We start from the raw sequence: 22,620 nt of genomic DNA, 5'->3' as shown, positions 1-22,620 counted from the left end.
GTACTGCAGGGGGGACCCTGTGGGAGAGTAGGACGCCGCCGAACAATTTTTCCGGGAGACCCCCGTGCCATAAGGCACGGGGGTTTTCTGCGTTCCGGGGCGGTTTTTCGACCCCTGCTGCACCCGGGCGCGGTGGCTGACGGTAAGGTCAGGGGGCATCATTGGCACATTTCTTCACACAGGAGGCCCCCGGGTGGAGGTCCAGGAGACTCGGGTTCAGACGGACCGGGTCCTCACCATCCCCAACATCCTCAGCATGGCTCGCCTTGTCGGGGTACCGCTTTTCCTGTGGCTGATCCTTCGCCCGGTGTTCGGCGGCCCGCACAGTGACGGCTGGGCGCTGTTGGTACTCGCGCTGAGCGGTATCAGCGACTACCTCGACGGCAAGCTCGCCCGTCGGTGGAACCAGGTCAGCAGCCTCGGGCGGCTCCTCGACCCCGCGGCGGACCGGCTCTACGTCCTTTCCACTCTCGTCGGGCTCACCTGGCGCGAGATCCTGCCGCTCTGGCTCACCATCGCGCTCCTGGCCCGGGAACTGATGCTGCTGGTGATGGTCGGCATCCTCCGCCGGCACGGTTATCCGCCGCCCCAGGTGAACTTCCTCGGGAAAGCTGCAACCTTCAACTTGATGTACGCCTTCCCCTTGTTGCTGCTCAGCGACGGAAGTGGTTGGCTTGAAACGTTGGCCGCAGTTTTCGGATGGGCGTTCGCCGGGTGGGGTACAACCTTGTATTGGTGGGCAGGACTCCTCTACGTGGTTCAGGTCCGCCGACTCGTCAAGGCGGACGCAACAGCCGATTGAGCTCGTTGAAGCGGTGCCGTGCAGTGTGGCCGGACCGCGGCAGATGTCTCTCGACGCCGCCCGACGGGCCGAGTCGGCTTAACCGTCGTCTCTAGGAGGACGTTTCCGACATGAAGGCCGTCGTGATGGCTGGCGGCGAGGGCACACGCCTTCGCCCTATGACCTCAAGCATGCCCAAGCCGCTCCTTCCTGTGGCCAACCGGCCGATCATGGAGCATGTGCTCCGACTGCTGAAGCGGCACGGACTCAATGAGACCGTGGTGACCGTCCAGTTCCTGGCCTCTCTCGTCAAGAACTATTTCGGGGACGGGGAAGAGCTCGGAATGGAGCTCACCTATGCCAATGAGGAGAAGCCGCTCGGCACCGCGGGAAGCGTGAAGAACGCCGAGGAAGCGTTGAAGGACGACACCTTCCTCGTCATTTCCGGTGACGCGCTGACCGACTTCGACCTCACTGACCTCATCGCCTTCCACAAGGAGAAGGGCGGTCTCGTCACGGTCTGCCTGACCCGTGTTCCCAATCCTCTGGAATTCGGGATCACGATCGTGGACGAGCAGGGCCAGGTCGAGCGGTTCCTGGAGAAGCCCACCTGGGGTCAGGTGTTCTCGGACACCGTCAACACCGGTATTTACGTGATGGAACCCGAGGTCTTCGACTACGTCCAGGCGGACACGTCCGTCGACTGGTCCGGCGACGTCTTCCCGCAGCTCATGAAGGAGGGCAAGCCGATCTACGGCTACGTCGCCGAGGGCTACTGGGAGGACGTGGGCACGCACGAAAGCTATGTGAAGGCCCAGGCCGACGTGCTGGAGCGCAAGGTCGACGTCGAACTCGACGGCTTCGAGATCGCCCCCGGCGTATGGGTGGCGGAGGGCGCCGAAGTCCACCCCGACGCGACCCTCCGCGGACCGCTCTACATCGGTGACTACGCCAAGATCGAGGCGGACGTCGAAATCCGGGAGCACACCGTCATCGGGTCGAACGTGGTGGTCAAGTCCGGTGCCTTCCTGCACCGGGCGGTGGTCCACGACAATGTCTTCATCGGGTCCCACAGCAATCTGCGGGGCTGCGTGATCGGTAAGAACACCGATGTCATGCGTGCCGCCCGCATCGAGGACGGCGCCGTCATCGGCGACGAATGCCTCGTCGGAGAAGAATCGATCATCCAGGGGAATGTGCGGGTCTACCCCTTCAAGACCATCGAGGCCGGCGCCTTCGTCAACACCTCGGTGATCTGGGAGTCGCGCGGACAGGCGCACCTTTTCGGAGCCCGTGGTGTCTCCGGAATCCTGAACGTCGAAATCACCCCGGAACTCGCGGTCCGTCTCGCCGGCGCCTACGCGACCACCCTGAAGAAGGGGTCGACCGTCACGACCGCACGCGACCACTCCCGTGGTGCGCGAGCGCTGAAGCGCGCGGTCATCTCCGCGCTTCAGGCCAGCGCGATCGACGTCCGCGACCTGGAGAACGTGCCGCTGCCGGTGGCCCGTCAGCAGACGGCCCGCGGAAGCGCCGGCGGGATCATGATCAGAACGTCTCCCGGTGTCCCCGACTCTGTCGACATCATGTTCTTCGACGAGCGGGGTGCCGACCTTTCGCAGGCCCGGCAGCGGAAGCTGGACAGGGTCTACGCCCGCCAGGAGTACCGCAGGGCTTTCCCCGGCGAGATCGGGGACCTGCACTTCCCGTCGAGCGTCTTCGACTCGTACACGGGCTCCCTGCTCCGCAACGTCGACACGACCGGCATCGCCGAATCGGGGCTGAAGGTCGTCGTGGACGCCTCCAACGGCAGTGCGGGGCTCGTTCTGCCCAGCCTCCTCGGACGGCTCGGCGTCGACTCGCTCACCATCAACCCGGGACTCGACGAGTCGCGGCCCACCGAGTCCGCCGAGACCCGGCGCGCCGGGCTGGTCCGGCTCGGCGAGATCGTGTCGTCTGCGCGGGCCGCGTTCGGCGTACGGTTCGACCCGGTCGGTGAGCGGCTCTCCCTCGTCGACGAGCGGGGCAGGATCATCGAGGACGACCGGGCGCTGCTGGTCATGCTCGACCTGGTGGCGGCCGAGCGGCGGAGCGGACGGGTGGCGCTGCCGGTGACCACCACGCGGGTCGCCGAGCAGGTGGCCGCGTACCACGGCACGCAGGTGGAGTGGACGACGACCTCGCCGGACGACCTGACCAGGGTCGGCCGCGAGGAGAGCACGATCTTCGGCGGCGATGGGCGCGGTGGATTCATCGTCCCCGAGTTCAGCAGCGTCTTCGACGGGTCGGCCGCCTTCGTCCGGCTCATCGGGCTGATCGCCCGGACCCAGCTCACCCTGAGCCAGATCGACGACCGTATCCCGCGCGCCCATGTGCTCCGCCGCGACCTGGCCACCCCCTGGGCGGTCAAGGGGCTCGTGATGCGGCGGGTCGTCGAGGCCGCCGGCGACCGGGACGTGGACACCACCGACGGGGTCCGCGTCGTCGAGGCGGACGGCCGCTGGGTCATGGTGCTGCCCGACCCGGCCGAAGCCGTCACCCACCTGTGGGCCGAGGGTCCCGACGACGCCTCCGCCCAGTTGCTGCTGGACGAGTGGGCCGCGGTCGTCGACAGCGCCGGGGACTGATCGCCCGCACCCGTTCCGGGGAGCCGCCGCACGCCGGTGGTTCCCCGGACCCGTGTGGTCAGGCCCATTCGGCGGTAGCCGGGGTGACGTGCGACGATGTGCGGCATGCCGCAGCCGCCCCCCGAACGGAGTAGTTCCGCTCCGCCCGCCCGCCCCGACGCCTCCATGTCGCTGCTGACCCAGGTGATGGACCACAGCCTGGACGAGGGGTACGCCGAGGCGGCGGCGCGCCGCGAGTCCGGCGGGGCCGCGGGGCTGCCCCGCTCGCTGCGGGCCAAGCTGGGCCTCGCCGCCGGACTCGTGGTCATCGCGGTCGTCGTCACCCTCGGTGCCGCTCAGGCCAGGGTGTCGGCCCCGGTGGTGGCCAAGGAACGCCAGGAACTCATCGACCGCATCGACGGCGAGACCCACGCCGCCGACTCCCTCGAATCCGAGGTGGAGAAGCTCCGCACGGACGTCGGGGAGCGGCAGCGGGCGGCTCTCCTCCAGCACGGCGGGGACCAGGGCGAGCTGGTCGCCCTCCTCTCGGGGGCCACCCCCGTCGAGGGCCCCGGGGTGAAACTCGTCGTGGACGACGCCGACGAGACCGACCAGGGCGACGACGGGCCGCGCGGCACCAGCGGGTTCGCGGACACCGGCCGGGTGCGGGACCGGGACCTGCAGCGGGTCGTCAACGGCCTCTGGGAGTCCGGCGCGGAGGCCGTGGCCATCAACGGGCAGCGGCTGACGGCACTTTCGGCGATCCGTGCCGCTGGAGACGCCATACTGGTCGACAACAGGCCCCTCGTGCCGCCCTATACGGTGCTCGCGGTGGGGGACGGGAAGAAGCTGGCCGCGACGTTCCGGTCCAGTGCGGACGGCCAGTACCTCCAGGCCCTGCACGACGGCTTCGACATCCGGACCAGCCTGTCCGACCAGAAGACGGTACGTCTCCCGGCCGCGCCGAGCCTGATCGTACGCACAGCAGAACCGAAGGCCGCAGACACCGGCAGTGGTGCGGCAGACACAGGGAAGGGCACATCGTGATCGCCGTACTGGGCCTCGTCGTGGGAGTCGTGGTCGGACTGTTCGTCCGGCCCGAGGTACCGGCGGTGGTCGAGCCCTACCTCCCGATCGCCGTGGTGGCCGCGCTCGACGCGGTCTTCGGCGGACTGCGCGCGATGCTGGACGGGATCTTCGTGGACAAGGTCTTCGTCGTGTCGTTCCTGTCCAACGTCGTGGTGGCCGCGCTCATCGTCTTCCTCGGCGACAAGCTCGGCGTGGGCGCGCAGTTGTCGACCGGTGTGGTCGTCGTCCTGGGCATCCGGATCTTCTCCAACGCCGCCGCCATCCGCCGGCACGTCTTCCGGGCCTGACGCCGATGAACGACGAAGAGACGCCCCGGGACGAAGCGATGGACCACCAGGCTCCGGAGACGGCTGCCGTACGCCCTGCGCAGGAGAAGGGGCTGAGCGGACGTCAGCGGCTGCGCGCCGGGCTCTGGCCGCCCCGGGTCACCCGGGCCCAACTCGTGGTGGCGCTGCTGCTGTTCGGGCTGGGACTGGGCCTGGCGCTCCAGGTACGGTCCAACAACGACGACAGCGCGCTGCGCGGCGCCCGCCAGGAGGACCTGGTACGCATCCTCGACGAGGTCGACGACCGGACCCAGCGGCTGGAGGACGAGAAGCAGCGTCTCGACGCCCAGCGGACGGAACTGGAGAACAGTTCCGACCAGGCAGAGGAGGCGCGCAAGCAGACGCTGGAGAAGGAGCGGCAACTGGGTATCCTCGCGGGTACCGTCGCGGCCCACGGGCCGGGAATCACGCTCACCGTCGACGATCCGACCGAGTCGGTCGCCCCGGACATGCTGCTGGACGCCGTCCAGGAGCTCCGTGCGGCCGGCGCCGAGGCCATCGAGGTCAACGGGGTACGCGTGGTCGCCAGTACCTACTTCTCCGGGGACGCCGGGTCGGTGAAGGTCGACGGCCGTGCGGTCGAGGCGCCGTACGCGTTCGAGGTGATCGGCAGGCCCGAGGATCTGGAGCCGGCGCTCAACATCCCGGGCGGGGTGGTCCAGACGCTGGAGAAGGAGCAGGCGACGGCGGTGGTGGAACGGGCCGACGACATTGCGGTGGACGCCTTGCGACCTGCGAAGCAGCCTGACTACGCTCGGTCGTCGTCGTAGTGGTTCACCGGCGGGGCAAGGCCCTCGGCAACTCCAAGCAGGTGTGCGGGGTTACGGGGGGTCGCCGCACCGTATCCATGGTGCGTGGTGGAAACTGTCGGGTGGATACGGACGTTGTGAGAATGTCCGGGTCGGCAGGTGTGTTCAGTCAGGGTTCGTCCTGCCCCACGGGCGGGTCTATGTCGGTCAAGGGGAATCGCCCGTGAAGTTTTTTGCGAAGTTGTTCGGAAAGAGCGCACGCGAGGACAGCAACAGTGCTGCCCGCCATCGCGCGCCGCGGCACGGCCAGGAAGAGGAGCAGGGCGGCGACCGTCCCCTCTTCCGCGACGAGTTGTCCGCCTCGGGCGGCGGCTCCGGAGCGCAGGCGGGTGCCCCCGGCATAGGTTCCGGTGACTCCGGGCCGAGCACCGGATTCCACCCCGCCCCGGCGGGCTCCGGCGTGGCGCTCTGCGCGAGGTGCGGTCACCGGAATCCGGCGACCAGCCGGTTCTGCTCCAACTGCGGCGCGCCGCTGAAGGGCGGAATCCCCGAGCGCGCCTCCGAGACCACGTCGACGATCTCGATCTCCGGACTGGAGGCGTACGACGCCGAGGTCACCGGCCAGACCATGCTGCCCTCGCTCTCTCCCGAGGCGCAGGCGGCCGTGGACGCGCTGCCCGCGGGGAGCGCGCTCCTGGTGGTCCGCCGCGGCCCGAACTCGGGCAGCCGCTTCCTGCTGGACGGCGACCTGACGACGGCCGGCCGTCACCCGCAGAGCGACATCTTCCTCGACGACGTGACCGTGTCGCGGCGTCATGTGGAGTTCCGCCGGGTCGCGGACGGTAGCTTCACCGTGGGGGACGTCGGCAGCCTGAACGGCACCTACGTCAACCGTGAGCGCATCGACTCCGTCGCACTGACCAATGGTGACGAGGTCCAGATCGGTAAGTACCGGCTGGTCTTCTACGCGAGCCAGCGGAGCGTGTGACCCTGCCCCGGACCACCACGTCCGGGGGAACCCCAGGAAGGCCCATGCTGCGAACATCCCAGGGCGGTGCCGGTAACGGCACCGCCGCCGCGGACCGCCGCGCGGTGAGCATCGGCGCGGTGCTCGCCCAGCTCCGCGAGGAGTTTCCGGAAGTCACGATCTCGAAGATCCGCTTCCTGGAGGCGGAAGGGCTCGTCGAGCCCGAGCGCACGCCTTCCGGATACCGGAAGTTCAGTTCCGAGGATGTGGAGAAGCTCGCGCAGGTGCTGCGCATGCAGCGGGACCACTACCTCCCCCTGAAGGTCATCCGGGAGTACCTGGACGCCCTCGCCCGGGGGGAGCAGGTCGCCCTGCCCTCTCCGGGGGGCCAGAAGGACCTTGCCGACAGCTGCTGGGACGCGGCGACGGCCGGGGCGCCCACAGCGGCCCGTATCGGCCGTGCCGAGCTCCTCGCCCTCACCGGCGCGGACGAGCGGCAGCTCACCGAATGGGAGTCCTACGGCCTCATCGTGGCCGAGCCCGAGGGCGGGTACGACACCGAAGCGGTGAACGTCGCGAAGCTCGTTTCCGACCTCGGCCGATTCGGTCTCGAACCGCGGCATCTGCGCGCCGTGCGGGCCGCCGCCGAGCGGGAGGCCGGGCTGGTCGAGCAGGTGGTGGCACCCCTGCGCCGGCACCGGAATCCGCAGACCAGGGCACGTGCCGAGGCCACCGCACAGGAGCTCGCCGAGCTGTCCGTGCGGCTCCACGCGGCACTCGTGCAGACCGCCCTGCGCATGCGTTCGCACTGACCTCGGCGGAGCCCGACTACCCAAACATGGCGAGCACGTCCTAGGGTTGCTGTGTGAACGAGCTCGACGTTGTCGGTGTCCGGGTGGAAATGCCCTCCAATCAACCGATCGTTCTCCTGCGTGAAGTGGGAGGCGACCGGTACCTCCCCATCTGGATCGGTCCCGGCGAGGCCACGGCCATCGCCTTCGCCCAGCAGGGGATGGCTCCTGCCAGGCCGCTGACCCATGACCTTTTCAAGGATGTCCTCGACGCGGTCGGCCAAGAGCTCACCGAAGTCAGGATCACGGACATCCGGGACGGGATCTTCTTCGCGGAGCTGGTCTTCGCCAGCGGTGTGGAGGTGAGCGCACGGCCGTCCGACGCCATAGCGCTGGCGCTGCGCACCGGAACGCCGATCTACGGCAGCGACGGCGTGCTCGACGACGCGGGAATCGCCATCCCGGACGAGCAGGAGGACGAGGTCGAGAAGTTCCGCGAGTTCCTCGACCAGATCTCGCCCGAGGACTTCGGTACCAACAGCCAGTGACCCGTCCCGGCCGGGCGGCGGGCGCGCATTCGAGAAGCCCTTCCCGGTCCGACGTCACGGGAAACCACCCTCAGGGTGATTATCACTCGGCGTGCCGAGTGTGGCGATCGTTGACGCACCCCCGGTGACTGCCTACCTTCGAGGGGGCAGGTCAAGGACGGAGGTCGGCGTGAGAAGCAGCGGCGACGGTGCGGCGGCGGGCGGGCCGTATCCGCAGCACGGCAGTGGGGCCGACCACACCATCAGGCAACCGGTTCACCCGGTGGCCCCGGTGGGGGACGGTGTCCCAGGGGCGAACGGCATCGGCTACCGCGGGCCCACAGCGTGCGCGGCGGCCGGGATCACCTACCGGCAGCTCGACTACTGGGCGCGCACGGGACTGGTCGAACCGAGCGTCCGGCCGGCCTACGGCTCGGGCACCCAGCGTCTCTACAGTTTCCGGGACGTGGTGCTCCTCAAGATCGTGAAGCGTTTCCTGGACACGGGCGTCGCCCTGCAGAACATCCGCACCACGGTGCAGCATCTGCGGGCCCGGGGATTCCAGGACCTCGAACGCATGACGCTGATGAGCGACGGAGCCACCGTCTACGAGTGCTGCTCGCCGGACGAGGTCGTGAACCTGCTCCAGGGCGGCCAGGGCGTCTTCGGCATCGCCGTGGGGGTGGTGTGGCGGGACGTGGACGCGGCCCTCTCGCAGTTGCACGGGGAGCGCGTGGACACGGGGGAGACCCTCGTCGGCCACAACCCCACCGACGAACTGGCCCGGCGCCGCAACCGCGCCGTCTGACGCTCCGCCGTCCGAAACCGGGGACGGACACGCTTCCGGATGCCCGGCCCCCGGCGAACGGGTGCCGGGCGGTGTCGTTGTCAGTGGCGTAGGGCACCATCGGCGGTGTGAGATCCGCGCCCACCATCCTCCACCTCGACATGGATGCGTTCTTCGCCTCCGCCGAGCAGGCCGCCAAGCCCAGCCTGCGCGGCAAGCCGGTCGTGGTGGGCGGCGTCGGCCCGCGCGGGGTCGTCGCCACCGCCTCGTACGAGGCGCGGCGCTTCGGCGTGCACTCGGCGATGCCCACCGCCCAGGCGCGCCGGCTGGCGCCGAACGCCGCCTACCTGGTGCCGCGCTTCTCCCTGTACCGCTCGGTCAGCGACCAGGTGATGGAGCTCCTGGGACGGCTCTCCCCGCTGGTCGAGCCGCTCAGTCTCGACGAGGCCTTCGTGGATCTGGAAGCCGGTGGGGCCGCCGACGACTCCGCGTCGGCCCGCGCCACCGGCGAGCGGCTGCGGGAGGCCATCCGCACGGTCACCGGACTCAGCGGGTCGGTGGGGCTCGCCGGGTCCAAGATGCTGGCGAAGATCGCCTCCGAGGAGGCCAAGCCGGACGGGCTGATGCTCATCGAGCCGGGCACCGAGCGGGAGCTCCTGGCGCCCATGCCCGTACGCACCCTGCCCGGGGTCGGTCCGGCCACCGGGGACCATCTGCGGCGCGCCGGGATGACCACGGTCCACGACCTGGCCGAGGCGGGCGAGGACGAGCTCGTACGACTGGTGGGCAGGGCCCACGGGCTCTCGCTGTACCGGATGGCGCTCGGCCTGGACGACCGGCCCGTGGTCGCCGAACGCGACGCCAAGTCCGTCTCGGTCGAGGACACCTTCGAGGTGGACCTCCACGACCGCACGCGGGTGCGGACGGAGGTCGAGCGGCTGGCCGGCCGGTGCGTCGAGCGGCTGAGGAAGGCCGGGCGCTCCGGGCGCACCGTCGTGCTCAAGGTGCGTCGCTACGACTTCTCCACCCTGACCCGCTCCGAGACGCTGCGCGGCCCCACGGACGACCCCTCCGTGGTGCGTGAGGCCGCCGCCCGCCTCCTGGAGGGGGTGGACACCACCGGCGGAGTGCGGCTGCTGGGCGTGGGGGTCACGGGCCTGGCGGACTACACGCAGGAGGACCTCTTCGCGCAGGCGGCGCAGGCCGAGCGCGAGGCCGGGGAACCGGCGGAGCCGGCCTCCGGGGCGGGCGCGCAGGTGGACCCGGTGGCGGAAGCCCGCCGGGGGACGTCCGACCCACCGTCCGGGCTCCCGGGTGCACCGCCCGGCCCGCCGGGGAGCACCGCGGCCGACGCGCCCGGGGACGAGGCCGCCGGGCTCGCCGCGCGGCGCTGGTCCCCGGGCCACGACGTGCGGCACGGGACGTACGGGCACGGCTGGGTCCAGGGCAGCGGCGTCGGCCGGGTCACCGTGCGGTTCGAGCGGCCGGGCGACCCGCCCGGCCGGGTGCGCACGTTCCGGGTGGACGACCCGGAACTGCACCCCGCCGATCCGCTGCCACTGGTGGCGGAGCCGGTGGACTACTCGTCCTGGCCGGCCAGCCTGCCGAAGTCGCGGTCCGGGCCGGGATCGGTCACGGAGGAGGAGTCGAGTCCGTAATGCCGGTACAGCTGAAGCTCCTGCTCGGGCGAGAGGTGCCGCCCGACACCGAAGTCCGGCGCGTCCCGGATCAGCGCGCGGTCGAACGGAACACGCAGGGTGTCCTCGACGAACTCGCTCGGCTCCAGCGGGACGAAGGCGTCCCTGCTGAACAAGCCGGTGCGGACGGCGGCCCACTCGGGGACGCCGGTGGCGTCGTCGAGGTAGACCTCGTCCACCGTGCCGATCTTGACGCCTGCGCGGTCGAATGCCTTGCGGCCGATCAGGCTGCGCGGATCGATGTCGGTCTGCACGGTGCCTCCCGCTGGTCGCGACGACTGGGGCCGGGCCGTGTCGTCGAAGTGCCGTCTGCCGGGCGGCGCCCGGCACGCGCGCTCGCCGCGTCGCCGGAACCGTCCCCGTACGCCCCGTACGGGGACGGTCCGCCGCCCTGCGATCGCACGCACCGGGCGCCGTCCGGCCCGGCCTCCGGCCGAGCGACGCCACTTCGGCGACGCGGCCCAGCAACTACTCCACTGCCACTACAGAAGTGCAGATTCCGGATATCGGCCACTCGAAGAAACGGCGAAGATCCCCGCTGGTAGGCTGGCACATGGCTGCTGACCCCGTGCGGGAGAGCCTCCGGTGTCGATTCCGGAGGCGCCGAAGGAGCAAATCCTCCCCGGAATCTCTCAGGCCCCCGTACCGCATGGACGAGGTCACTCTGGAAAGCAGGGCGGTCCCACCCGGCACGTGCCCGGTGCGGCCCGCCCTCACCGACGGTGAAAGCCGGTACGCCCCAGGGCGCGCCGGTGAAGCTCTCAGGTCGAGATGACAGAGGGGGAGGCCGTACGGGCAGCCGCGCCGCGGTGCCCCTCGCAGGTCGTGTCAGACCAGGAGGCCTCCATCATGACCCCCCGCCGCACCCCGCTCTCCCAGCTGGAGCAGGGCATCCCCTTCGAACAGCGCCACATCGGGCCGGACGGTGAGGCCCGGGCGAAGATGCTCGCGCAGGTCGGATACGGCTCGCTCGACGAGCTCACCGCCGCCGCGGTGCCCGACGTGATCAAGAGCGCCGAGGCGCTGAACCTGCCGTCGGCGCGCACCGAGGCCGAGGTACTGGCGGAGCTGCGCGCGCTCGCCGACCGCAACCAGGTGGTCGCCCCGATGATCGGGCTCGGCTACTACGGCACCTTCACGCCCCCGGTCATCCTCCGCAACGTCCTGGAGAACCCCGCCTGGTACACGGCGTACACGCCCTACCAGCCGGAGATCTCGCAGGGCCGGCTGGAGGCCCTGCTCAACTTCCAGACCATGGTCGCCGAGCTCACCGGCCTCCCCACCTCGGGCGCCTCGCTGCTCGACGAGGGCACAGCCGCCGCCGAGGCCATGGCGCTCGCGCGGCGGGTCGGCAAGGTCAAGGGCGGGGTCTTCCTCGTCGACGCCGACACCCTGCCCCAGACGATCGCGGTCATCGAGACCCGCGCCGAGCCGACGGGCGTCGAGGTCGTCGTCGCCGACCTCACCGACGGCATCCCGGCGGACATCGCCGAGCGCGGCGTCTTCGGCCTGCTGCTCCAGTACCCGGGCGCCTCCGGGGCGGTACGGAACATCGGCCCCGTGATCGAGCGCGCCCACGAGCTCGGCGCCGTCGTCACCGTCGCCGCCGACCTGCTGGCCCTCACCCTGCTCACCTCGCCCGGCGACCTCGGCGCGGACATCGCCGTCGGCACCACCCAGCGCTTCGGTGTCCCGATGGGCTTCGGTGGACCGCACGCCGGCTTCATGGCCGTACGCGAGAAGTTCGCCCGCTCGCTCCCCGGCCGTCTGGTCGGTGTGTCGGTGGACGCGGACGGCGACAAGGCCTACCGCCTGGCCCTCCAGACCCGCGAGCAGCACATCCGCCGCGAGAAGGCCACCAGCAACATCTGCACCGCGCAGGTCCTGCTCGCCGTGATGGCCGGCATGTACGCCGTCTACCACGGCCCCGACGGGCTGCGGACGATCGCCCGGCGCACCCACCGCTACGCGGCGATCCTCGCCGACGGTCTGCGGGCCGCCGGCGCCGAGGTCCTGCACGACTCCTTCTTCGACACGCTGACCGTGCGGGTGCCCGGCAAGGCCGCCGAGGTCGTCGCCGACGCCCGCGCCCGCGGGGTCAACCTGCGGCTGGTCGACGCCGACCTGGTCTCCGTCGCCTGCGACGAGACGACCACCCGCGCCCACCTCGAATCCGTCTGGGCCGCCTTCGGCGCGCGGGGCGACGTCGAGGCGCTGGACGCCACCGCCGGTGACGCGCTCCCCGAGCAGCTGGTGCGCACCGACGACTTCCTCACCCACCCGGTCTTCCACCAGCACCGCTCGGAGACGGCGATGCTGCGCTACCTGCGGCGGCTCGCCGACCGCGACTACGCGCTCGACCGCGGAATGATCCCGCTCGGCTCCTGCACCATGAAGCTGAACGCGACCACCGAGATGGAGCCGATCACCTGGCCCGAGTTCGGTGCGCTGCACCCCTTCGCCCCGGCCGAGCAGGCGGAGGGCTTCCTCACCCTCATCCGCGAGCTGGAGGAGCGCCTCGCCGAGGTCACCGGTTACGACGCGGTGTCGATCCAGCCCAACGCCGGTTCGCAGGGCGAGTTCGCCGGTCTGCTGGCGGTCCGCGCCTACCACCGTGCCAACGGCGACGACCAGCGCACCGTCTGCCTCATCCCGTCCTCCGCGCACGGCACCAACGCGGCCAGCGCCGTGATGGCCGGGATGAAGGTCGTCGTGGTGAAGACCGCGGACGACGGCGAGGTCGACATAGAGGACCTGCGCGCCAAGATCGAGAAGCACCGCGACGAGCTTGCCGTGCTCATGATCACGTACCCGTCCACGCACGGTGTCTTCGAGGAGCACGTCGCCGCCATCTGCGGCGAGGTGCACGACGCGGGCGGTCAGGTCTACGTCGACGGAGCCAACCTCAACGCGCTGGTCGGCCTCGCGCGCCCCGGCAAGTTCGGCGGCGACGTCTCGCACCTGAACCTGCACAAGACCTTCTGCATCCCGCACGGCGGCGGCGGCCCCGGCGTCGGCCCGGTGGGCGTGCGCGCGCACCTCGCGCCGTACCTGCCCAATCACCCGCTCCAGCCCTCCGCCGGTCCGGAGACGGGCGTCGGCCCGATCTCGGCCGCTCCCTGGGGCTCGGCCGGCATCCTGCCGATCTCCTGGGCGTACGTCCGGCTGATGGGCGGCGAGGGGCTCAAGCGCGCCACGCAGGTGGCGGTGCTCGCGGCGAACTACATCGCCAAGCGGCTGGAGCCGCACTTCCCGATCCTGTACACCGGCCCGGCCGGCCTGGTCGCGCACGAGTGCATCGTCGACCTGCGGTCGATCTCGAAGGAGACGGGCGTCAGCATCGACGACGTCGCCAAGCGGCTGATCGACTACGGCTTCCACTCGCCGACCATGTCGTTCCCGGTCGCCGGAACCCTGATGATCGAGCCGACCGAGAGCGAGGACCTCGCCGAGATCGACCGGTTCTGCGACGCGATGATCGCGATTCGCGGCGAGATCGAGAAGGTGGCCTCGGGGGAGTGGAGCGCGGACGACAACCCGCTCGCCAACGCCCCGCACACCGCGAACGCGCTCGGAGGGGAGTGGAACCACTCCTACAGCCGTGAGGTCGCCGTCTTCCCGGCCGGCGTCTCGGCCGCCGACAAGTACTGGCCGCCGGTGCGCCGCATCGACGGCGCCTTCGGCGACCGCAACCTGGTCTGCTCCTGCCCGCCGCTGGACGAGTACGACCACTGACGGGCACAGCGGGCGTACGAGCGCCCGGGCACACGCGGACATGCGTCGGGGCCGGTTCGGAGATCTCTCCGGGCCGGCCCCTGTCCGTACCGCCGGGGCCCACGGGTCCTCGGACGGCTCTCGGCCGGCCTTCTCAGGCGGCCTTCACCACGCGGCCGGTGGCCAGCGGGCGGTGCGGGGCGATGATCTGTCCGTCCGGGAGGAGTTCGCCGGTGTCCTCGAAGAGCAGCACGCCGTTGCAGAGCAGGCTCCAGCCCTGCTCGGGGTGGTGTGCCACGAGCCGGGCGGCCTCCCGGGCGGCTGATTCGGCGGTGGGGCAGGGGGGTTGATGCTGGCACATGGAGGGTTCTTTCGCTGTGTCGAGTGGTGGACGCGGGGTGTGCGGGTGAGTGCCGAACGGCCCTTTGGTACAGGCCGGTCGGTCTCAGTGTTGCGCCACGCGCCGCGTTCCGCAGGGATTTCGGCTCAGCTCGTTTCACGCTCCGCCGTGGTGTCACCCGCGCGGACGGCTCACCGCGCGACCCCCGCCTCTTCGGGGGGTCCGGGGTAGTCCGAGTGGGCCATGGGCGCGTCTCGCCGGGGTGTGCGCCGAGCGGGCGGACGTGCGAAGGCCCGCCCCCGCGCGAGGCGGGGACGGGCCTGCGGGAGCGGCGGGTCAGGCCGAGCCGACGAGGGGCCCCGGGCGGGGCGCGATGCGCAGGGAGAGCACCGGGAGCAGATCGGCGGCCCGGTAGGGCCGGTGGGCGGCGATCCCGGTCGGTGCGGGCGCGAGGGGAACGAGGATGTCGTTGGGCGCGACCGTGCCGGAGGCCGGGTCGGCTCCGGTGTCACCGTGCAGCCAGAGGGTGAGCATGTAGAGCTCGGGTACGGAGAGCAGCCTCGGCTGGTGGAGCGTCGCCGTCGACTCGGCCTGGCGCAGGGCGCGTTCGGTCGAAGCGAGATAGGGGCCCTCGAAGAAGTGCGAGAAGGCCCAGCCGTCCGCGGTGAGGACGGTGTCGGCGGCGGCGACGACACCCGACTCGGCGCGGATCAGGAACCGCCAGCCGGTGAGTCTGGTCGCCGGCGCGGGTGCGTCCGCGGCCGACCGGTCGAGAACGTGTACGGGCAGGGGGAGTTCGGGGCTCAGCGGTCCCTGGACGGAGCGCAGAGCGGGGGTGTGGGCTTCGCGGACCGCGGTGGGAGAACCGAGTGCCGTGAGAACGCTGCGCAGTGCGGGCGCGGGGGCCGGGGGAACATGCAGCGGCATGGTGGGTCGCCTCTCGCTTCGGAGACACGGTGATGCGTGGGTGGGTGCAGACGGCGCTGTCGGCGTGCGGGACGTCAGAAGGAGGCTGGTCGACGGCTGGACGCATCGACAATCGGCCTCGTCAGCGGAGTTTATATGACAAGTGTTCGCCCGGTGTTTCCACTAGCTGTCGGTCATATGACGTGCAAGGACCTTTTGCGTCTTTGAAATGCGGAGTTTCTGGTGATTCGCGATGGGTGCCCCAGCTTCCGCCTGCGGGCTTTCACATTTCGCGGTCGGCTCAAAAAGATCGGTGTTTCCGCCACCTGTGCGAAGGGAACGCGGGTCAGAATGAGCCGCCCGCCGCATGCCTCCGGAATGTGCCTGATGACCGAGCGGCCCCAGCCTATCCGGTGCCGGACGCTTCCGCAGGCGTTATGGATCACCTCTGCGGGGCATTATCGATCGAGATGCGAGCGACCTGGCCGCGGGCCGCCACTGATGGAGGGACTCTTCGATGGGGGAGAAGGTCGTGGCGCACGCCTTTGACCTGTCCGACCGCCCGGCGTACCGGCGCAAGCTGACCCGGTGTCTGGAAGGGCTGGAGAGGCTGCTGGAGGAGCGGAGGTTCGACCGTCCCCGAAATTTCATGGGGCTGGAGATCGAGCTGAATCTCGCCGCCTCGGACGGCACGCCCCGGATGATGAATGCCGAGGTGCTCCAGCGGATCGCCAGCCGTGATTTCCAGACGGAACTCGGGATGTTCAACCTTGAGGTGAACATCGTTCCGCACCGGCTGAGCGGCCGGGTTTTCGATCAGCTGGCGGAAGAGCTGCGCACGGGTCTTGCCTATGCCCATCGCAAGGCCGCCGAGGTCGACGCGGGCATTGTCATGATCGGAATTCTTCCCACGCTGGGACCGGACGACCTGGTCTTCGGCAACCTCTCGGACGTGGACCGCTACACCCTTCTCAACGACGAGATGGTCGCCGCGCGGGGCGAGGATTTCGCGATCGACATCGAGGGCGTCGAGCACCTCGTGTGCGCGTCCCCGTCGATCGCCCCCGAATCGGCCTGCACCTCCGTGCAGTTGCACCTCCAGGTCACCCCCGCGCGGTTCCCCGACGTGTGGAACGCGGCGCAGGCGGTCGCCGGGGTGCAGATCGCGCTCGGCGCGAACGCGCCGTTCCTGTTCGGCAAGGAACTGATGCGCGAATCGAGGCCGCCACTGTTCCAGCAGGCCACGGACGTACGGCCGCCCGAACTGCGGAACCAGGGAGTGCGCCCGCGGACCTGGTTCGGGGAACGCTGGATCGGTTCGGCGCACGAACTCTTCGAGGAGAACGTCCGCTTCTTCCCGCCGCTGCTGCCGATCCTCTCCGACGAGGACCCGCTGCGGGTGCTCGACGAAGGGGGCGTACCGACACTGGCCGAACTCGTCCTGCACAACGGGACGATCTACCGCTGGAACCGGCCCGTCTACGGAGTCGCGGACGGGGCGCCCCACCTGCGGGTGGAGAACCGGGTGCTGCCCGCCGGCCCGACCGTCGCCGACGTGCTCGCCAACGCCGCCTTCTACTACGGGCTGGTGCGCGCGCTCGCCGACGAACCCCGCCCGGTGTGGAGCAAGCTCTCCTTCGAGGCCGCCGAGGAGAACTTCGACAACGCCTGCCGGTACGGCATCGAGGCCGAACTGCTCTGGCCGCGCCCCGGCCGGTCCGGCGGCGTCGCGAAGGTTCCCGCCGTCAAGCTCGTACGGGACGAACTGCTGCCCCTCGCGTCCGCCGGGCTCGACGCGTGGAACATCGAGCCCGCCGACCGCGACCGGTACCTCGGCATCATCGAGGAGCGGTGCCGCCGCCGTACCAACGGAGCCTCCTGGCAGGTCGACACCTACCACCGGGCGCAGGAGGCGGGCCTGGGACGGGAAGCCGCTCTCGCGGCCACCACCCGCAGGTACGGCGAGCTGGCGCGCAGCGGCGAACCGGTGCACACCTGGCCCGTCGGCTTCCCCAAGCCGTGAGCGCGGGCGCGCGGCGGTCGGGGAAGTCCGCCGCCCCGTGCCCGCGCGGGTCGTACGCCTGCCGGGCGGGCCGGTGCGGACGCCCCGTGCCGCGGCCGGGTGGACCGCCGCCGTCTACTCCGGGACGCCGGCCTGACTGGCCGTCATGATGGCCTGCAGGATGACCGACTGGATCTCGGCGGGGTCGCTCACCTCGTAACCGCCGCCGCCCGTCACCTTCGCGATCTCCGCGACCTCCTCGCGGTCCGCGTCCGGACCCACGGCGATGGCGAGGATCGGCACCGGGCGCTCCGGGTCCGCGAGCGCCCTGAGCTGCTGGACCAGGCCGGTGCGCGAGATGCCGTGGTCGTCCTGGTCGGAGCCGTCCGTCAGGATCACCAGGGCGTTGAACTTGCCCGGCACCCAGCTCGCCACCGCCGCCCGGTACGCGGCGAGCGTGGTGTCGTAGAGCCCGGTGGCGCCGTTCGGCACGGGCTCCAACTCGTCGAACGCCGCGGCGAGTTCCTTCCGATGGGTGGTGCCGTTCGCGGTGCGGTCGCCGAGACGGCGCGTCGGGGTCAGCTCGCGGTAGTCCTTCTCGCCGTCGAGCGTGGTGGCGAACTCCCACAGGCCGATCTCGTCGTCGTCCGTGAACTGGCTCAGCGCCCGCAGCAGCGACTCCTTCGTCACCTCCATCCGCGACTCGCCGCTGCCTGGGACCGGGGTCGCCATCGAGCCCGAGGCGTCGACCACCGTGGAGAGCCGGGCGCTCTGCACCGTGATGGTCCACATGCCGAGCACCTCCTGGAGCTCGGCGGCGGTGGGCGCGGTCGCGGGAGCCCCGGCGTACGGCTGCGGGTCCTCGCCGCCCGCCGCCCGGACGACCCGCGCCTCCGCGTCGCCGTCGGGGGACCGGAACCCGTGGGCGGGCAGGACGGCGCCGGGCCCGCCCGCCCCGCTCTCGCGGAGCAGCGTCATAAGGCGCAGCGCGGTCCGGCTCTGCTCCACGCTCATCGCCGTCTCGTCCACCAGCGTGTACGGGTAGTTGAGCTGCGGAGCCCCGTCCTTCGGGTAGAAGAGGTCGACCTTGCCGCCCGCTCCGGCCTTCTCGTTGTGCGTGAAGGCCGCCTGCTCCGACAGGATCAGCGCCTGGTTCCGCTTTACGTCGTTCCGCTCGGCGGCCACATCGTCGTGCGCGAGTGTCCCGGCCGCCTGCGGGTCGCTCCGCGACATCCGCTCGGAGAGGAGCTTCGCGGTCTGCGCGGCCCGGGTGTCGCTGTCGCCGCCCTGGTCCGCGGAGGCCGCGCCGATGGCCGCGAGCGCCAGCAGCCCGGTGGCGCTGCGGGCCGGATCGGCCGCCCCGAGCCGTACGGCACCGTCCGACCCCAGGGCGGCGGCGACCAGTTCGGCCCAGCCGAGCTGCTTGTCCGGCCAGCCCAGGGCCTTCGCCGCGGACGGCACCACCGCGAACCCCACCGGGGAGGTGGCCACCGAATCGCCGGGCGTGAGCGGGATGCCGTCCCCGGCCCCCTTCGCCCGGTCCAGCCAGAGGTCCGAGTCCGGAAGCCAGACCTGGTACGGGGCCTTGCCGCCGGCCGCCACGGTGTTGGCGACCTTGTACGAGTCGGCGGCCACCACCCGGACGTCCATGCAGCGGCCGTCCGTACGCACCTCGTCCTCGCGCGCCCGGTCGGCGACGGCGCGCACGGCGGGGGCGATGTCGGGCGAGGCGGCCACGGTGAGCCGGACCGCGTCGCTCCCGCACGGCTCGGAGAACGGGATCAGGCCGCCGCGCGCGACCACCGCCGTCCCGGCCGCGACCGCGACCGCGAGTGCGCCGGTGACGGCGATCGCGCGGCGGCGGGGCGGTGTCGACGCCGCCCCGGGTCTGTCCGCCGCGGAGCGGTCGGGCAAGCTGTGACGTCCCATGTCGGTGGTGCCCTCCTTGAGAATGAAACAAGGAAAGGGGGACCACACCATCGGTGATGGTGCTCGTCCCCCGGCCTGTCGCGCATGATCTTCGTACTTGCTTTCGAGACCCTAGCGGTGCGGCGGGTGGCATGGGACGCGATTGCAGAACTAAAGGCGGTGTACCGGTGGAGGTGGGGCGTGTGGCTGATTCTTGTCCCCAAGAGTCGCTTTCCCGAAGGACTTTGCGGTCCGAGACGGTGTTGGTCCTCGCGCTGTCGTTGGGCGCGAGCGGGGTCTCCGCACTCATCAGTTTTGTCGGATCACTGACGAAACCAGGGGGTTTGAAGGACCAGGCGGCCACCCTCAACGGCTCGTACGCGCCGGGACGTCCATGGCTCGATCTGGCATGGCAAACGTTTGGGATCGCAACGGCTCTGGTACCCGTCGCGCTGGTGGCGCACCTGCTGATCCGGGAGGGCGCGAGCCTGCGGACCATCGGCTTCGACCGCACCCGGCCCGGCTCCGATCTGCGGCGCGGCGTCGCGGTGGCGGCCTGCATCGGCAGCGCCGGACTCGCCTTCTACCTCGTGGCGCGGGCCACCGGCTTCAACCTCACGGTGGTGCCCGAGTCGCTCCCCGAGGTGTGGTGGAAGTTCCCCGTACTCATCCTCTCAGCACTGCAGAACGCCGTGCTGGAGGAGGTCATCGTGGTCGGCTACCTGCTGCGCAGGCTCGACCAGCTGGGGTGGACGCCCCGGGCCGCGCTGCTGGGCAGTTCGGTGCTGCGCGGTTCCTACCACCTGTACCAGGGGATCGGCGGCTTCCTCGGCAACATGGTGATGGGCGTCGTCTTCGTCCTGCTCTACCGGCGCTGGGGCCGGGTCGGCCCGCTGGTGGCCGCGCACGCGCTCCTCGACATCGGGGCCTTCGTCGGGTACGCGCTGCTCGCCGGGAAGGTGGACTGGCTGCCCACGCCCTGAGGCACCGCGCCGCGGCCGGGCTTCGGTCGCGGGCGCAACGGGCGGTGCGGGTGGGGTCGGAGAGCATCGTGTCCCGGACGGCGGGGGCTTTTGCGGGTGATGCGGCGGGATCCCTCGCCGGGCCGTTCCGGGCCGGCGTTCCGGGCCGGTCGTCCACGCCGGAGCGCTGCCTCGTGCGTGCCGCCCGTCCCGGCGCACGCTGCCGCGTACCGCTCAAGCCGTCCGCTCGGCTCAGCCGTCCGTCAGGCGAGGAGTTCTCCGTCGATGACGGTCACGGCGCTGCCCGTGAGCAGCGTCCGGTCCCCGCGCAGTTCGGTGCGGACCAGCCCGGTCCGGGCGGAGCCCTGGAGACCGGTCAGCGCGTCACGGCCGAACCGGGCCGACCAGAACGGGGCGAGCGCGGTGTGAGCGCTGCCCGTCACCGGGTCCTCGTCGACGCCGACCCGGGGGAAGAAGCCCCGGGAGACGAAGTCGTACCCCAGAGTGGGGTCCTCGGCGGCAGCGGTGACGATCACACCGCGCCGCGAACACCGCACGAGGGCCGCGAGGTCGGGCGTCAGCCCGCGTACCGTCGCCTCGTCGTCGAGCTCGACCAGCAGATCACCGATGTGCTCGGCGGTCGCCAGGACCACGACGGGCTCGGCGCCCAGTGCCCGGGCCAGACCCTCCGGCTCAGGCTCGGGCGTGAGGGAGGAGGTGGGGAAGTCCATCGTGTAGGCGGCGCCGGGACGGGCGACGGTGGTGAGCACCCCGGACCGGGTGGCGAACCGTACGGCGCCCGATGCCGTCCCCGTCGTGTGCAGCACGTGCGCGGTGGCCAGCGTGGCGTGCCCGCACATGTCGACCTCCGTCGTGGGGGTGAACCAGCGCAGCGCCCAGTCGGCGTCTCCGCCCGGCGGCAGGGGATGGGCGAAGGCCGTCTCCGAGAGATTGACCTCGGCGGCGATCCGCTGAAGCGTGCCCGCTTCGGGGAAGGCCTCGGTGTCCAGCAGGACGACACCGGCGGGATTGCCGGCGAAGGGCTGGTCGGTGAACGCGTCGACGATACGAATTCTCATGGGGCGACCGTACCGAGGACGGTTCTCAGGGGCTCGCCCCGCCCGCCTCCTCGGCGCGCGTCGCCCGCGCGGCGGCTGCGGCGTCCAGCAGGAGCCAGCCGTCGATCTCCACCGGCCCCCGCTCGTCCGGCCGCCACCCGTGAGCCCTCGCCGCGTCGAGCAGCGAGCGGACCGCGCCCGGCTCGTGCAGATTCAGCGAGCTGCCCCGGACCGCTCCCACGTCCCCGGAACCCAGGGGAAACCCGCCGGGCACGTACCGGTCGGGCCCACTCGCGAAGACGATGCGCAGGGGCCCGCCGGTGCCGGACGGCTGAGGGGAGAGCGTGAGGACCTGGCGGCAGTCGAACGGCCGGCCGTGCTCGTCCCTGCGGTGGCCGTGGCGCTGCCACCAGAGGTACGTGCGCCCGTCGGCGACCAGGCGGCGAGAGCTTCCGGATTTGCGTGGCACGGGGCCGAGGATACGCGGCACCGCCCGGCCGCTCCCCTTGCTGCATCCATCAGTTGGCGCCGACGGGTCCGCTCGGACCGCGTGGATCGGGCCTCCGTCCGCCGCCGTTCGCTCACGTGGGCAGCGCCGCCGTGAGATCGACCTCGACCAACTGCCCGGCAAAGCCGAGCTGTACGACTCCGAGCAGCGTGCTCGCGGTGGTGAACGCAGGTCCGATCGACGAACCGACCAGGCGTCGCCAGGCCGCGCCCAGGGCCCCGCCATCGGTACTGACCACGTAGATCACCGAACGGACGACGTGGTCCGGCCGGGCGCCGACCGCGCTCAGGGCCGCGAGGGCGTTGGCGGCCACCTGGTCGATCTGTGCGTCGATGTCACCCGGCCCGACCAGCGCGCCGGAACGGTCGAGAGGGCATTGCCCCGCCAGGAACGCCGTCCGGCCCGCTTCCACGACCGTGATGTGGTGATAACCCGGGGTCGGATGGAGCTGTTCGGGATTGATGCGAGTGATCTCGGGCGTCATGCGCGAGAGTCTGGCGAATCCGGCCGGTGTCGTGCACCGGGTTTTCGTCCTGAGGCTCGCCATCGGCCCCGGTCGTCTCCGCGAACTCCTGGGGAGCGGTCTCCTCACCAGGGGCGGGCGTCCTGCGTGGGCAGCGGACGCAGCTTCGGCCGGCGTTCGAGCAGGCGACCGGCGAGAGCGGAGCTGAGACTGCCGACGGCGTGCAGCAGCGCATGGTGCGGGCCGACGACCAACCGCACCAGGAGGCCTGCGAGTTCATCGGGAACCATGGACGGTACGGGCACGTCGAGCGCCCTGGCCAGGGCGAGGAGGGACCCCGCGTCGGTGGCCGTGGATCCCGACCAGACCGCTCCCTGCCGCCGCGGGCAGGTCACGACCGGTCGTGCGGGCGGGACGACGGAAAAGGGCCCCGCGACCA

20 protein-coding genes, 1 pseudogene and 1 riboswitch are annotated in these 22,620 nt (G+C 71.0%); of the genes and pseudogenes, 13 read left to right on the top strand and 8 right to left on the bottom strand.

The features are described from left to right. The first annotated feature begins 193 nt into the window (after window positions 1–193). From ACFWEE_RS17630 to ACFWEE_RS17585, 10 genes are all read left to right on the top strand, one after another. Window positions 194–802, top strand: a complete 609-nt coding sequence (locus ACFWEE_RS17630; protein WP_327174601.1) for a CDP-alcohol phosphatidyltransferase family protein — start codon at window positions 194–196, stop codon at window positions 800–802. A gap of 110 nt (window positions 803–912) precedes the next feature. Continuing rightward, complete coding sequence (locus ACFWEE_RS17625) at window positions 913–3,408, top strand: sugar phosphate nucleotidyltransferase (RefSeq protein ID WP_386890054.1); 2,496 nt, start codon at window positions 913–915, stop codon at window positions 3,406–3,408. Window positions 3,409–3,513: 105 nt separating this feature from the next. Next, window positions 3,514–4,434, top strand: coding sequence for a DUF881 domain-containing protein (locus ACFWEE_RS17620; RefSeq protein ID WP_386890052.1), 921 nt, complete (start codon window positions 3,514–3,516; stop codon window positions 4,432–4,434). Beyond that, complete coding sequence (locus ACFWEE_RS17615) at window positions 4,431–4,763, top strand: small basic family protein (RefSeq protein ID WP_031069011.1); 333 nt, start codon at window positions 4,431–4,433, stop codon at window positions 4,761–4,763. Before ACFWEE_RS17620 ends, ACFWEE_RS17615 begins: the two co-directional genes overlap by 4 nt. 38 nt (window positions 4,764–4,801) lie before the next feature. Beyond that, complete coding sequence (locus ACFWEE_RS17610) at window positions 4,802–5,572, top strand: DUF881 domain-containing protein (RefSeq protein ID WP_386890062.1); 771 nt, start codon at window positions 4,802–4,804, stop codon at window positions 5,570–5,572. Window positions 5,573–5,774: 202 nt separating this feature from the next. Beyond that, complete coding sequence (locus ACFWEE_RS17605; RefSeq protein WP_386890051.1) at window positions 5,775–6,539, top strand: FHA domain-containing protein; 765 nt, start codon at window positions 5,775–5,777, stop codon at window positions 6,537–6,539. A gap of 44 nt (window positions 6,540–6,583) precedes the next feature. After that, window positions 6,584–7,330, top strand: coding sequence for a MerR family transcriptional regulator (locus ACFWEE_RS17600; RefSeq protein WP_386890049.1), 747 nt, complete (start codon window positions 6,584–6,586; stop codon window positions 7,328–7,330). A 53-nt stretch (window positions 7,331–7,383) separates the two neighbouring features. Next, window positions 7,384–7,857, top strand: coding sequence for a bifunctional nuclease family protein (locus tag ACFWEE_RS17595; RefSeq protein WP_327174595.1), 474 nt, complete (start codon window positions 7,384–7,386; stop codon window positions 7,855–7,857). 169 nt (window positions 7,858–8,026) lie between these two features. Beyond that, a complete protein-coding gene (locus ACFWEE_RS17590; protein WP_386890047.1) occupies window positions 8,027–8,644 on the top strand; it encodes a MerR family transcriptional regulator in 618 nt (205 codons plus the stop codon). A gap of 107 nt (window positions 8,645–8,751) precedes the next feature. Further along, complete coding sequence (locus ACFWEE_RS17585) at window positions 8,752–10,281, top strand: DNA polymerase IV (RefSeq protein WP_386890046.1); 1,530 nt, start codon at window positions 8,752–8,754, stop codon at window positions 10,279–10,281. Here the strand turns inward: ACFWEE_RS17585 and ACFWEE_RS17580 are convergent. After that, window positions 10,203–10,574: a PRC-barrel domain-containing protein gene (locus tag ACFWEE_RS17580; protein WP_327174592.1), complete on the bottom strand. Its 372-nt coding sequence runs from the start codon at window positions 10,572–10,574 to the stop codon at window positions 10,203–10,205. The two genes, ACFWEE_RS17585 and ACFWEE_RS17580, sit on opposite strands and share 79 nt — an antisense overlap. 307 nt (window positions 10,575–10,881) lie before the next feature. Continuing rightward, window positions 10,882–10,978: riboswitch (glycine riboswitch) on the top strand. 191 nt (window positions 10,979–11,169) lie between these two features. Here ACFWEE_RS17580 and gcvP point away from each other — a divergent pair. Next, window positions 11,170–14,055, top strand: a complete 2,886-nt coding sequence (gene gcvP / locus ACFWEE_RS17575; protein WP_386890045.1) for an aminomethyl-transferring glycine dehydrogenase — start codon at window positions 11,170–11,172, stop codon at window positions 14,053–14,055. Between the two features lie 133 nt (window positions 14,056–14,188). On the opposite strand, the gene ACFWEE_RS17570 is transcribed toward gcvP, so the two are convergent. Further along, a complete protein-coding gene (locus ACFWEE_RS17570; RefSeq protein WP_266702118.1) occupies window positions 14,189–14,395 on the bottom strand; it encodes a DUF5999 family protein in 207 nt (68 codons plus the stop codon). A 315-nt stretch (window positions 14,396–14,710) separates the two neighbouring features. Further along, window positions 14,711–15,301, bottom strand: a complete 591-nt coding sequence (locus ACFWEE_RS17565; RefSeq protein ID WP_386890043.1) for a hypothetical protein — start codon at window positions 15,299–15,301, stop codon at window positions 14,711–14,713. A gap of 496 nt (window positions 15,302–15,797) precedes the next feature. Here ACFWEE_RS17565 and ACFWEE_RS17560 point away from each other — a divergent pair, with 496 nt between their 5' ends. Continuing rightward, on the top strand, window positions 15,798–17,303 hold the full coding sequence (locus ACFWEE_RS17560) for a glutamate--cysteine ligase (protein ID WP_386890041.1): 1,506 nt from the start codon (window positions 15,798–15,800) through the stop codon (window positions 17,301–17,303). Between the two features lie 114 nt (window positions 17,304–17,417). Here the strand turns inward: ACFWEE_RS17560 and ACFWEE_RS17555 are convergent, their stop codons facing one another. Continuing rightward, window positions 17,418–19,211, bottom strand: a complete 1,794-nt coding sequence (locus ACFWEE_RS17555) for a VWA domain-containing protein (RefSeq protein ID WP_386890039.1) — start codon at window positions 19,209–19,211, stop codon at window positions 17,418–17,420. A gap of 131 nt (window positions 19,212–19,342) precedes the next feature. On the opposite strand from ACFWEE_RS17555, the gene ACFWEE_RS17550 reads away from it, so the two are divergent. Further along, on the top strand, window positions 19,343–20,173 hold the full coding sequence (locus ACFWEE_RS17550; protein WP_386890037.1) for a CPBP family intramembrane glutamic endopeptidase: 831 nt from the start codon (window positions 19,343–19,345) through the stop codon (window positions 20,171–20,173). Between the two features lie 242 nt (window positions 20,174–20,415). Here ACFWEE_RS17550 and ACFWEE_RS17545 read toward each other — a convergent pair whose 3' ends face one another. The 4 genes and pseudogenes from ACFWEE_RS17545 to ACFWEE_RS17530 all read right to left on the bottom strand — a co-directional run. Then, on the bottom strand, window positions 20,416–21,231 hold the full coding sequence (locus ACFWEE_RS17545; RefSeq protein WP_386890035.1) for a PhzF family phenazine biosynthesis protein: 816 nt from the start codon (window positions 21,229–21,231) through the stop codon (window positions 20,416–20,418). A gap of 25 nt (window positions 21,232–21,256) precedes the next feature. Further along, window positions 21,257–21,679: a hypothetical protein gene (locus ACFWEE_RS17540; protein ID WP_386890033.1), complete on the bottom strand. Its 423-nt coding sequence runs from the start codon at window positions 21,677–21,679 to the stop codon at window positions 21,257–21,259. Window positions 21,680–21,791: 112 nt separating this feature from the next. After that, window positions 21,792–22,202: a RidA family protein gene (locus tag ACFWEE_RS17535; RefSeq protein WP_386890031.1), complete on the bottom strand. Its 411-nt coding sequence runs from the start codon at window positions 22,200–22,202 to the stop codon at window positions 21,792–21,794. 200 nt (window positions 22,203–22,402) lie between these two features. Then, window positions 22,403–22,543 (bottom strand): annotated as a pseudogene (locus ACFWEE_RS17530) (aminoglycoside phosphotransferase family protein); the annotation flags it as partial. Window positions 22,544–22,620: the final 77 nt, after the last annotated feature.

Origin of the sequence: Streptomyces sp. NPDC060184, assembly GCF_042728795.1 — a bacterium.
Classification (GTDB): domain Bacteria; phylum Actinomycetota; class Actinomycetes; order Streptomycetales; family Streptomycetaceae; genus Streptomyces.
This window is presented reverse-complemented; position numbering and strand designations above follow the sequence as displayed.

Excerpts from the sequence above, each read along its gene's own strand:
- ACFWEE_RS17550 (WP_386890037.1), top strand. The coding sequence starts at position 19,343 with ATGGGACGCGATTGCAGAACTAAAGGCGGTGTACCGGTGGAGGTGGGG.
- ACFWEE_RS17555 (WP_386890039.1), bottom strand. The coding sequence starts at position 19,211 with ATGGGACGTCACAGCTTGCCCGACCGCTCCGCGGCGGACAGACCCGGG.
- ACFWEE_RS17620 (WP_386890052.1), top strand. The coding sequence starts at position 3,514 with ATGCCGCAGCCGCCCCCCGAACGGAGTAGTTCCGCTCCGCCCGCCCGC.
- ACFWEE_RS17545 (WP_386890035.1), bottom strand. The coding sequence starts at position 21,231 with ATGAGAATTCGTATCGTCGACGCGTTCACCGACCAGCCCTTCGCCGGC.
- ACFWEE_RS17600 (WP_386890049.1), top strand. The coding sequence starts at position 6,584 with ATGCTGCGAACATCCCAGGGCGGTGCCGGTAACGGCACCGCCGCCGCG.
- ACFWEE_RS17570 (WP_266702118.1), bottom strand. The coding sequence starts at position 14,395 with ATGTGCCAGCATCAACCCCCCTGCCCCACCGCCGAATCAGCCGCCCGG.
- ACFWEE_RS17560 (WP_386890041.1), top strand. The coding sequence starts at position 15,798 with ATGGGGGAGAAGGTCGTGGCGCACGCCTTTGACCTGTCCGACCGCCCG.
- ACFWEE_RS17535 (WP_386890031.1), bottom strand. The coding sequence starts at position 22,202 with ATGACGCCCGAGATCACTCGCATCAATCCCGAACAGCTCCATCCGACC.
- ACFWEE_RS17565 (WP_386890043.1), bottom strand. The coding sequence starts at position 15,301 with ATGCCGCTGCATGTTCCCCCGGCCCCCGCGCCCGCACTGCGCAGCGTT.
- ACFWEE_RS17610 (WP_386890062.1), top strand. The coding sequence starts at position 4,802 with ATGGACCACCAGGCTCCGGAGACGGCTGCCGTACGCCCTGCGCAGGAG.
- ACFWEE_RS17625 (WP_386890054.1), top strand. The coding sequence starts at position 913 with ATGAAGGCCGTCGTGATGGCTGGCGGCGAGGGCACACGCCTTCGCCCT.
- gcvP (WP_386890045.1), top strand. The coding sequence starts at position 11,170 with ATGACCCCCCGCCGCACCCCGCTCTCCCAGCTGGAGCAGGGCATCCCC.